This is a genomic window from Streptomyces sp. NPDC036822 (assembly GCF_055609145.1).
In genome coordinates this window covers 692,110-702,056 of sequence record NZ_JBVJPY010000002.1, presented here as the reverse complement: position 1 = coordinate 702,056, position 9,947 = coordinate 692,110, and the positions used below count along the sequence as shown (strand labels likewise).

Sequence of the window (9,947 nt, the reverse complement as noted above, 5' to 3'; positions counted from 1 at the left end):
ATCAACTAATCTGGCGTTGATTTTTGGCACGCTGTTGAGTTCTCAAGGAACGGACGCTTCCTTCGTACTCACCCTCTCGGGCTTTCCTCCGGGCTTTTTCCCTTCGGTCTTTCGTGTTTCCAGCTTAGCAGATCCGATTTCCGTTTCCGCCACCCGCTGGAGCGGGTTTCACCTTCCAGGAATTCGCTTTCGCGCTTTCCTTTCCGGCGGCTCCGACTTTATCAGAAGTTCTGAGTCGGAATTCCCGCCCCTCCCGGTTCACCCGTTCGTGCACACGAAGGTGCCGGGCTTCCCGTTCAGGCGGAGCCGTAAACGTACTGGAGCGGGGCGCCCCGATGCAAATCGAGGCGCCCCGCTCCTGGTTGGGGGGTCGAGGGTCAGACCTCGACGACCACCGGGAGGATCATCGGACGCCTGCGGTAGGTGTCCGAGACCCACTTGCCGACCGAGCGGCGGATGAGCTGCTGGAGCTGGTGCGGCTCGACCACGCCGTCCTGGGCGGACTTGTTGAGCGCCTCCTCGACCTTGGGGACCACGGCGTTGAACGCCGAGTCCTCGATGCCGGAGCCGCGGGCGTGGATGTTCGGGCCGCTGACGATCTTGCCGGTCGAAGCGTCCACGACGACGAAGACCGAGATGATGCCCTCGTCCCCGAGGATGCGGCGGTCCTTGAGGTGGACCTCCGTGACGTCGCCGACCGAGAGGCCGTCGACGTAGACGTAGCCGGCCTGGACCTTGCCGACGATCTTGGCCTTGCCGTCGACCAGGTCGACGACGACGCCGTCCTCGGCGATGACGATGCGGTCCTTCGGGACACCCGTCATCGCGCCGAGCTCGGCGTTGGCGCGCAGATGGCGCCATTCGCCGTGGACCGGCATGAGGTTCTTCGGCTTGCAGATGTTGTAGAAGTACAGCAGCTCGCCCGCCGAGGCGTGGCCCGAGACGTGGACCTTGGCGTTGCCCTTGTGGATGACGTTGGCGCCCCACCGGCTCAGGCCGTTGATCACGCGGTAGACCGCGTTCTCGTTGCCCGGGATGAGCGAGGAGGCCAGGATCACGGTGTCGCCCTGGACGATCCGGATCTGGTGGTCGCGGTTGGCCATCCGGGACAGGGCAGCCATCGGCTCGCCCTGCGAGCCCGTACAGACCAGCACGACCTCGTCGTCCGGGAGGTCGTCGAGGGTCTTGACGTCGACGACCAGGCCGGCCGGGACCCGCAGATAGCCCAGGTCACGGGCGATGCCCATGTTGCGGACCATCGAGCGCCCGACGAAGGCCACACGGCGGCCGTACTCGTGGGCCGCGTCGAGGATCTGCTGGATGCGGTGCACGTGGCTGGCGAAGCTGGCCACGATGATGCGCTTCTGGGCGTTCGCGAAGACGTTCCGAAGGACGTTGGAGATGTCCTTCTCCGGCGGGACGAAGCCCGGGACCTCGGCGTTCGTCGAGTCGGATAGCAGGAGGTCGATGCCCTCCTCACTGAGCCGCGCGAACGCGTGAAGGTCGGTGAGCCGGCCGTCCATCGGGAGCTGGTCCATCTTGAAGTCACCGGTGGCGACGACCAGGCCCGCGGGGGTGCGGATGGCGACCGCGAGCGCGTCCGGGATGGAGTGGTTGACCGCGATGAACTCGCAGTCGAAGGGGCCCAGGTTCTCCCGGTCGCCTTCCTTCACCTCGAGGGTGTAGGGGCGGATCCGGTGCTCCTGGAGCTTCGCCTCGATCAGGGCGAGGGTCAGCTTAGAGCCGATGAGCGGGATGTCCGGCTTCAGCCGGAGCAGGTACGGGACGGCGCCGATGTGGTCCTCGTGACCGTGCGTGAGCACGATGCCCTCGACCTGGTCCAGGCGGTCCCGGATCGTGGTGAAGTCGGGCAGGATCAGGTCGATGCCCGGCTGCTCCTCCTCGGGGAAGAGGACGCCGCAGTCGACGATGAGCAGCCGGCCGTCGAATTCGAAGACCGTCATGTTGCGGCCGATCTCGCCGAGCCCGCCGAGCGGGGTGACGCGAAGGCCGCCCTTGGGGAGCTTCGGCGGGGCGCCGAGTTCAGGATGCGGATGACTCAAAAGACTCTCCTCACCACACACGCCACGTACCGCTTCGGCACGTGGCGCGCATGACATTCGTGCACTTGCTGTTGTCTGTCGGGCGGTCTCGTCGGACGTCGGATGTCGCTCGTCGCGTGGGACGGACCGGATATTCAGTTGTGAAGTCCGTTGCTAGATCTGTACCCCGCCGGCGGCGAGATCGACCTTGAGCTGGGCGGTTTCCTCCGGGGAGAGCTCCACGAGCGGCAGGCGCAGGGGGCCGGCCGGGAGGCCCTGGAGGGCGAGGGCGGCCTTGGAGGTGATGACGCCCTGGGTGCGGAACATGCCGGTGAAGACCGGGAGCAGCTGCTGGTGGATCTCGGTGGCCTTCTGCACGTCGCCGCTCAGGTACGCGTCCAGGAGGGCGCGGAGCTCGGGCGTCACGACGTGGCCGACGACGGAGACGAAGCCGCAGGCGCCCACGGAGAGCAGCGGCAGGTTGAGCATGTCGTCGCCGGAGTACCAGGCCAGGCCGCTGCGCGCGATGGCCCAGCTGGCGCGTCCGAGGTCGCCCTTGGCGTCCTTGTTCGCGACGATCCGGGGGTTCTCGGCGAGCCGGACGATCGTCTCGGTGTCGATGGGGACACCACTGCGGCCGGGGATGTCGTAGAGCATCACCGGAAGCTCGGTGGCGTCGGCGATCGCCGAGAAGTGCCGGTACAGGCCCTCCTGCGGGGGCTTGTTGTAGTACGGCGTGACGGCGAGCAGGCCGTGCGCGCCGTCACGGGCGGCGGTGCGGGCGAGCTCGACGGAGTGGTGGGTGTCGTTCGTCCCGATGCCGGCGATGACGTGGGCGCGGTCTCCGACCGCCTCCAGTACCGCTCGGACCAGCTCCGATTTCTCCGCGTCGCTGGTGGTCGGGGACTCGCCGGTGGTGCCGTTGATGACGAGGCCGTCGTTGCCTGCGTCCACCAGATGGGCGGCCAGTCGCTGGGCACCGTCGAGGTCGAGTGCGCCGTCCGCCGTGAGAGGCGTGACCATGGCGGTGAGGACCCTCCCGAAGGGGGTCTGCGGAGTGGAGATCGGAGCCATGGGTCACACGCTACTCGTTGCTCGGCGTCCGGTGTCCCCTCGGGGGACGTGAGAAGAGGAGCCCGGCACTGCCTGCTCGGGGGTTCAAGCAGTGCCGGGTCCGTTTGATCAGCCTAGATGAACTTCGTGAAACGCCGCAATACGGACACTTCGCGTGACGCGTTCGTACATCTGTGCCTTATGGGGCCACACGGCCGTTCTTGTTGAAGGCGTCGTAGGTCAGCGGCATGAGCCGGGACCAGTGCTCTTCCATCTTCTCGCCGACCATCTCGATCTCCCGCTGGGGGAAGGACGGCACCTTCGCCAGCTCGTGCTGGGTGCGCAGCCCGAGGAAGTGCATCAGCGAGCGGGCGTTGCACGTGGCGTACATCGAGGAGAAGAGACCGACGGGCAGGACGGCGCGGGCGACCTCGCGGGCGACTCCGGCGGCGAGCATCTCCTGGTAGCGCTCGTACGCCTGGATGTACGCCTCCTCCATGGCGGCGCCGGTCGTCCTGTACTGCTCCTCGGTGCCGTCGACGAAGACGTACTTGCCGGGGCGGCCCTCCTGGACCAGCTTGCGCTCGGGTCCGGGGATGTAGAACACCGGCTGGAGCTCGCGGTAGCGGCCCGACTCCTCGTTGTACGACCAGCCCACACGGTGCCGCATGAACTCGCGGAACACGAAGATCGGGGCGCTGATGAAGAACGTCATCGAGTTGTGCTCGAACGGGCTGCCGTGCCGGTCGCGCATCAGGTAGTTGATCAGCCCCCTGGACCGCTCGGGGTCCTTCTGGAGCTCTTCGAGGGACTGCTCACCGGCGGTGGAGACCCGGGCCGCCCACAGCACGTCGGAGTCGGCGGCACTGTGCTTCACCAGCTCGACGGTCACATCGCTGCGGAAACTGGGCTTGAGGTCTTCTGCGGGGGTGTCGCTCACCGGCGGGTGTCCTTCCATCGCGTCGCACGGGCGGCGCCCACTTTACGGGGAGCCACCGACAGCGGATCCGTGCACCCGCCTGGGCGGCTTTCTTTGGTCAATTCGGGGAAAGGGGGCACCAAGACGTCGGTTTCGTCGTCTGTACCTGTGAAACCACCCGCCACCACCAGCCCGAGGAGTGTTTCCCCATGTTCACCCGGCGAGAGGCCGTTCCGTTCACGTTCGTCGCCGAGGCCGACCGGTTCCGCAGTAACGTCACTCCGCCGCCGAGGGAGCGCCTCAGCGTCTCCCAGCTCGCGGGCCGTACGCTGGTCGGGCTGACCGTCGTGGCCGGTCTCGTCGGGTCGCTGCTCTTCGGGATGCCCGCCATGGAGTCGGGCGCTGCCGGTGGCCACCGGCAGCACTCCGAGGCCTCCGACGGCCGCTGATCGTTACGGCCCCCTGGGGTGGCCCGGTCGAGACCCCCTGGGTAGCCTCACCGGGCACAGCCCCTACGAGCGTGCTTGTGAGTGAGGACCCGTCGTGCCCCTGCCCTTCCTGACGGCCGACCGCGCCTTTGACGCGACCGACGATGTCGCGCTGCCGTTCGACGACCACGACCAGTGGCGTCGCCCGTACCGGCCGGGACCCTGGAGGGTCGGGGCCGCGGCGCTCGGGCTGCTGCTCGCGTCGTTCGTGCTCTTCGCCGCCGTGATCATCGCGGCCGCCGGAGCCGCACCCGGGGCGGGGGCCACCTTCGCGCTGGCCGGGGTGATCATCCTCTGCGCGCTGCGCATGCTGCGCGTGGGCACCTGGGTGAGCCGCCACGGTCTGCGGCGCGTCGGGTTCTTCTCGACGAGGACCCTGGAGTGGCGCCAGGCCGGCGCCGTGCGCACGGTGCAGCAGCCGGTGCGCTGGCTCGGTCTGCCCCGCACCGTCCAGGGCCAGGCCCTGCTCCTCGTACGGCAGGGCGGTGAGCAGATCACCCTGCTCACCGACCACAACGCCGACTTCCTCTCCCGCGTCGAGGCGTTCGACCGCGCCGCGGACACGATCGAGGCGTGGAACGCCGAGTACGGCACGGTGACGGCTACGCGCTGACCGTACGGCCCGCGTGGAGGGCGATCGCGCGCTGCATCGCCTTGCGGGCGCGCGGGGTGTCGCGGGCGTCGTGATAGGCGACCGCGAGCCGGAACCAGCAGCGCCAGTCGTCCGGGCGGTCCTCGGTCTCGGCGCGGCGCCTCGCGAACACCTCGTCGGCCGAGTCACGGTCGATCCGCCCGCCCGCCGTGCGCCGCAACTCGTCCACGGGCAGGCCGCCTTCGGCCTCCAGCTCCCGCGCGAGCCGCTGGGCCCTGCGGGCGAAGAGGGTGTTCTTCCAGAGGAACCATCCACCGACGCCGGGCAGCAGGAACGCCACCGCGCCCATGCCCATCGCGGCCGGTTCCCCGGTCAGCATGAGCAGGACGCCCTCCATCGCCACCACGCCGAAGACGAGTACCAGGACGGTGGCGAGGAAGAAGTACGTGATCTTTCCGCCCATGGTCGTCAGCCCAGGTCCAGGAAGTGTTCCAGGCCGAAGGTGAGGCCCGGGGCGGTGGTCACGCGGCGGGCGCCCAGGAGGATGCCCGGCATGAAGCTGGAGTGGTGCAGCGAGTCGTGACGGACGGTCAGGGTCTCGCCCTCGCCGCCGAGCAGCACCTCCTGGTGGGCCAGCAGCCCCCGCAGGCGTACCGCGTGGACCGGAACGCCGTCCACGTCGGCGCCGCGGGCGCCGTCCAGGGCGGTCGCGGTGGCGTCCGGCTGGGCGCCGAGACCGGCCTCGGCGCGGGCCGCGGCGATCAGCTGGGCCGTACGGGTCGCCGTGCCGCTGGGGGCGTCGACCTTGTTCGGGTGGTGCAGCTCGACGACCTCGACCGACTCGAAGTACGGGGCGGCGATCTGGGCGAACTTCATGGTCAGGACGGCGCCGATGGAGAAGTTCGGCGCGATGAGCACGCCGGTCTCCGGGGAGGCGGCGAGCCAGGTCCGCAGCTGCGCGAGGCGCTCCTCGGTCCAGCCGGTGGTGCCGACGACCGCGTGGATACCGTGGCTCACGCAGTAGTCGAGGTTGTCCATCACCGAGGCCGGGGTGGTCAGCTCGACGGCGACCTGGGCGCCCGTCTCGGCGAGGGTCTCCAGCTTGTCGCCCCGGCCGAGGGCCGCCACCAGTTCCATGTCCTCGGCGGCCTCGACGGCCCGTACGGCCTCGGAGCCGATGCGGCCCTGGGCTCCGAGGACCGCCACGCGCAGCTTGCTCATTGCTCTGAACTCTCTCTAGGAGACGGATTCGTGCAGGCGTGCCGCCTGCTTGTCCTTCAGCGGCCCGATGACGGCCAGCGAGGGGCGCTGCCCGAGCACCTCGCGAGCGACCTCCCGGACCTCGTCGGGGGTGACCGCGGCGATCCGGGCGAGCATGTCGTCCACGGACATCTGGCTGCCCCAGCACAGCTCGCTCTTGCCGATGCGGTTCATCAGCGCGCCGGTGTCCTCCAGGCCGAGGACGGTCGAGCCGGAGAGCTGGCCGATCGCGCGGCCGATCTCGTCGTCGGTCAGGCCCTCGGAGGCCACCTTGTCCAGCTCGTCCCGGCAGATCCCGAGCACGTCGTGGATCTGGTTCGGACGGCAGCCGGCGTAGACGCCGAAGAGGCCGCAGTCGGCGAAACCGGAGGTGTAGGAGTACACGCTGTAGGCCAGGCCGCGCTTCTCCCGGACCTCCTGGAAGAGGCGGGAGGACATGCCGCCGCCGAGTGCGGTGTTGAGGACGCCGAGTGCCCAGCGGCGCTCGTCCGTGCGGGGCAGGCCCGGCATGCCGAGGACCACGTGGGCCTGCTCGGTCTTGCGGCCGAGATGCTCGACGCGTCCGGCGGTGCGGATGGTGCGCCGGCCCTCGCGGGGGCCGACGGGGACCGCGTCGGTGCGGGTGAGGGCGCCGGCCTTCTCGAAGGCGCGGCGGACCTGGCGCACCACCGTGGTGTGGTCGACGTTGCCCGCGGCGGCGACGACCAGGTGGGTCGGGTCGTAGTGCTTCTTGTAGAAGCGGGCGATCCGGCCCCGGTCGAGGGCGTTGATGGTGTCGACGGTGCCGAGCACGGGGCGGCCCAGGGGGGTGTCGCCGAACATCGTCTGCGCGAAGAGGTCGTGCACGACGTCGCCCGGGTCGTCCTCGGTCATCGCGATCTCCTCGAGGATGACGCCGCGCTCGGCGTCCACGTCCTCCTGGAGGATCAGCGAGCCGGTGAGCATGTCGCACACCACGTCGATCGCCAGCGGCAGGTCGGTGTCGAGGACCCGCGCGTAGTAGCAGGTGTACTCCTTCGCCGTGAAGGCGTTCATCTCGCCGCCGACCGCGTCGAGCGCGGCGGAGATGTCGAGGGCGCTGCGTCGGCCGGTGCCCTTGAAGAGGAGGTGCTCGAGGTAGTGCGTGGCGCCGTTGAGGGTGGGCGTCTCGTCGCGGGAGCCGACGTTCGCCCAGATGCCGAAGGTGGCGGAGCGTACGGACGGCAGGGTCTCGGTGACGATGCGCAGGCCGCCGGGGAGGGTCGTGCGGCGGACCGTGCCGATGCCGTCCTTGCCCGGGAGAAGCGTTTGGGTACGGGCGACGGCCCGCCCCTCCGAAGAGGGGCGGGCCGTCGTCGCGGAACTACGGGACGTCACTGGTCGGTGTCGTCCTTCTTGTCCTCCGCGGCGTTCTCGTCGTCCGCCATGACGGGGACGAGGGAGAGCTTGCCGCGCTGGTCGATCTCGGCGATCTCGACCTGCACCTTGGCGCCGACCGCGAGCACGTCCTCGACGTTCTCCACGCGCTTGCCACCGGCGAGCTTGCGGATCTGCGAGATGTGCAGCAGACCGTCCTTGCCGGGCATGAGGGAGACGAAGGCACCGAAGGTGGTGGTCTTGACGACCGTACCCAGGTAGCGCTCGCCGACCTCCGGCATGGTCGGGTTGGCGATGCCGTTGATCGTGGCACGGGCGGCCTCGGCCTGCGAGCCCTGGGCGGCACCGATGTAGATGGTGCCGTCGTCCTCGATCGTGATGTCGGCGCCGGTGTCCTCCTGGATCTGGTTGATCATCTTGCCCTTGGGGCCGATGACCTCACCGATCTTGTCCACCGGGATCTTGACGGTGATGATGCGCGGCGCGTTCGGGGACATCTCGTCCGGAACGTCGATCGCCTCGTTCATCACGTCGAGGATGTGCAGACGCGCGTCACGGGCCTGCTTCAGCGCGGCGGCCAGGACCGAGGCGGGGATGCCGTCGAGCTTGGTGTCGAGCTGGAGCGCGGTGACGAAGGTCTTCGTACCGGCGACCTTGAAGTCCATGTCGCCGAACGCGTCCTCGGCGCCGAGGATGTCCGTGAGGGCGACGTAGTGGGTCTTGCCGTCGATCTCCTCGGAGATCAGGCCCATGGCGATACCGGCGACGGGGGCCTTGAGCGGCACACCGGCGTTCAGCAGCGACATGGTGGAGGCGCAGACCGAGCCCATGGACGTCGAGCCGTTGGAGCCGAGGGCCTCGGACACCTGGCGGATCGCGTAGGGGAACTCCTCGCGCGTCGGCAGCACCGGCACGATGGCGCGCTCGGCGAGCGCGCCGTGGCCGATCTCGCGGCGCTTGGGCGAGCCCACGCGGCCGGTCTCACCGACGGAGTACGGCGGGAAGTTGTAGTTGTGCATGTAGCGCTTGCGGGTCACCGGGGAGAGGGTGTCCAGCTGCTGCTCCATGCGGAGCATGTTGAGGGTGGTGACGCCCAGGATCTGGGTCTCGCCACGCTCGAACAGCGCCGAGCCGTGCACGCGCGGGATGGCCTCGACCTCGGCGGCGAGCGTACGGATGTCCGTGATGCCGCGGCCGTCGATGCGGACCTTGTCCTTGATGATCCGCTCGCGGACCAGCTTCTTGGTCAGCGCGCGGTAGGCGCCGGAGATCTCCTTCTCCCGGCCTTCGAAGGCCGGGAGGAGCTTCTCGGCGGCGAGCTCCTTGATGCGGTCGAGCTCGGTCTCGCGCTCCTGCTTGCCGGCGATGGTGAGCGCCTGGGCGAGCTCGCTCCTGACCGCGGCGGTGAGGGCCTCCAGGACGTCGTCCTGGTAGTCGAGGAAGACCGGGAACTCGCCGGTGGGCTTGGCGGCCTTCGCCGCGAGGTCCGACTGGGCCTTGCACAGGACCTTGATGAAGGGCTTCGCGGCCTCGAGACCGGCGGCGACGACCTCCTCGGTCGGCGCCTCGGCGCCGCCCTTGACGAGCTCGATGGTCTTCTCGGTGGCCTCGGCCTCGACCATCATGATCGCGACGTCGCCGTCCTCGAGGACGCGACCGGCGACGACCATGTCGAAGACGGCGTCCTCGAGCTCGGTGTGCGTCGGGAACGCGACCCACTGGCCCTTGATCAGCGCGACACGGGTGCCGCCGATCGGGCCGGAGAAGGGCAGGCCGGCCAGCTGCGTGGAGCAGGAGGCGGCGTTGATGGCGACCACGTCGTAGAGGTGGTCGGGGTTGAGCGCCATGATCGTCTCGACGATCTGGATCTCGTTGCGCAGGCCCTTCTTGAAGGAGGGGCGCAGCGGCCGGTCGATCAGGCGGCAGGTGAGGATCGCGTCCTCGGAGGGCCGGCCCTCACGGCGGAAGAAGGAGCCGGGGATCTTGCCGGCCGCGTACATCCGCTCCTCGACGTCCACCGTCAGGGGGAAGAAGTCGAGCTGGTCCTTGGGCTTCTTGGACGCGGTGGTGGCCGAGAGGACCATCGTGTCGTCGTCCAGGTACGCGACGGCGGAGCCGGCGGCCTGCTTGGCCAGGCGGCCCGTCTCGAAGCGGATGGTGCGGGTGCCGAACGTGCCGTTGTCGATGACGGCCTCGGCGTAGTGGGTCTCGTTCTCCACTATGGGTTTCTCCTACGT

Annotated in this window: 9 protein-coding genes; 2 read left to right on the top strand and 7 right to left on the bottom strand. The window is 69.1% G+C overall.

What is annotated here, in order from left to right; genetic code table 11:
- Positions 1–377: 377 nt before the first annotated feature.
- The 3 genes from ACZ68P_RS07500 to thyX form a co-directional block, all read right to left on the bottom strand.
- Positions 378–2,063 carry a ribonuclease J gene (locus tag ACZ68P_RS07500; protein WP_471003858.1) on the bottom strand — a complete coding sequence of 562 codons (1,686 nt, stop codon included), beginning with the start codon at positions 2,061–2,063 and terminating at the stop codon, positions 378–380.
- Positions 2,064–2,216: 153 nt separating this feature from the next.
- The gene (gene dapA, locus ACZ68P_RS07495; protein ID WP_365721448.1) at positions 2,217–3,116 is read right to left on the bottom strand and encodes a 4-hydroxy-tetrahydrodipicolinate synthase; all 900 of its coding nucleotides are present in this window, start codon (positions 3,114–3,116) and stop codon (positions 2,217–2,219) included.
- Positions 3,117–3,294: 178 nt separating this feature from the next.
- Positions 3,295–4,035 (bottom strand): FAD-dependent thymidylate synthase, encoded by a 741-nt coding sequence (thyX, locus tag ACZ68P_RS07490; protein WP_471003855.1) that lies wholly within the window; start codon positions 4,033–4,035, stop codon positions 3,295–3,297.
- Positions 4,036–4,223: 188 nt separating this feature from the next.
- Here thyX and ACZ68P_RS07485 point away from each other — a divergent pair, with 188 nt between their 5' ends.
- Both ACZ68P_RS07485 and ACZ68P_RS07480 read left to right on the top strand, forming a co-directional pair.
- Positions 4,224–4,463: a hypothetical protein gene (locus ACZ68P_RS07485; protein WP_471003853.1), complete on the top strand. Its 240-nt coding sequence runs from the start codon at positions 4,224–4,226 to the stop codon at positions 4,461–4,463.
- 94 nt (positions 4,464–4,557) lie between these two features.
- Entirely contained in the window at positions 4,558–5,115 is a 558-nt protein-coding gene (locus ACZ68P_RS07480; RefSeq protein ID WP_471003851.1) for a hypothetical protein, read from the top strand.
- Here ACZ68P_RS07480 and ACZ68P_RS07475 read toward each other — a convergent pair.
- From ACZ68P_RS07475 to ACZ68P_RS07460, 4 genes are read right to left on the bottom strand one after another with little or no spacing between them, the layout of a single operon-like run.
- On the bottom strand, positions 5,105–5,557 hold the full coding sequence (locus tag ACZ68P_RS07475; protein WP_471003849.1) for a hypothetical protein: 453 nt from the start codon (positions 5,555–5,557) through the stop codon (positions 5,105–5,107). The genes ACZ68P_RS07480 and ACZ68P_RS07475 overlap by 11 nt on opposite strands.
- Before the next feature lie 5 nt (positions 5,558–5,562).
- Positions 5,563–6,315, bottom strand: coding sequence for a 4-hydroxy-tetrahydrodipicolinate reductase (gene dapB, locus ACZ68P_RS07470; protein ID WP_471003847.1), 753 nt, complete (start codon positions 6,313–6,315; stop codon positions 5,563–5,565).
- Between the two features lie 15 nt (positions 6,316–6,330).
- Positions 6,331–7,710 carry a M16 family metallopeptidase gene (locus ACZ68P_RS07465; protein WP_471003845.1) on the bottom strand — a complete coding sequence of 460 codons (1,380 nt, stop codon included), beginning with the start codon at positions 7,708–7,710 and terminating at the stop codon, positions 6,331–6,333.
- On the bottom strand, positions 7,707–9,929 hold the full coding sequence (locus ACZ68P_RS07460; RefSeq protein WP_365721462.1) for a polyribonucleotide nucleotidyltransferase: 2,223 nt from the start codon (positions 9,927–9,929) through the stop codon (positions 7,707–7,709). The genes ACZ68P_RS07465 and ACZ68P_RS07460 overlap by 4 nt, the downstream gene beginning before the upstream one ends.
- Between the last annotated feature and the right edge of the window lie 18 nt (positions 9,930–9,947).